1 protein-coding gene is annotated in these 263 nt (G+C 63.5%); it reads left to right on the forward strand.

The window, feature by feature from the left end; translation table 11 throughout:
- A partial coding sequence (locus ACR9ZK_RS22310) for an alkaline phosphatase family protein (protein WP_481344121.1) occupies nucleotides 1-263 on the forward strand: 263 nt, incomplete at both ends.

Raw genomic sequence — 263 nt, forward strand, 5'->3', positions numbered from 1 at the left:
TTCCAGTACTACGCATCGACCGCCAATCCGACGCATGCGCGCCCGTCCTCCGTGGCCGCGATCGGCACCACGGACGCCGCCAACCATCAGTACGACACAACCGACTTCTATGCGGCGCTGAAGAACGGCAACATGCCGGCCGTCAGCTTCCTGAAGGCGCCTACCTATCAGGACGGCCATGCCGGCTATTCCGACCCGCTCGACGAGCAGGAATTCGTGACCCAGGTGGTCAACACCGTCCAGGACTCGCCGGACTGGAAGGA

Source organism: Monashia sp. HAY1-5C, from assembly GCF_056755255.1.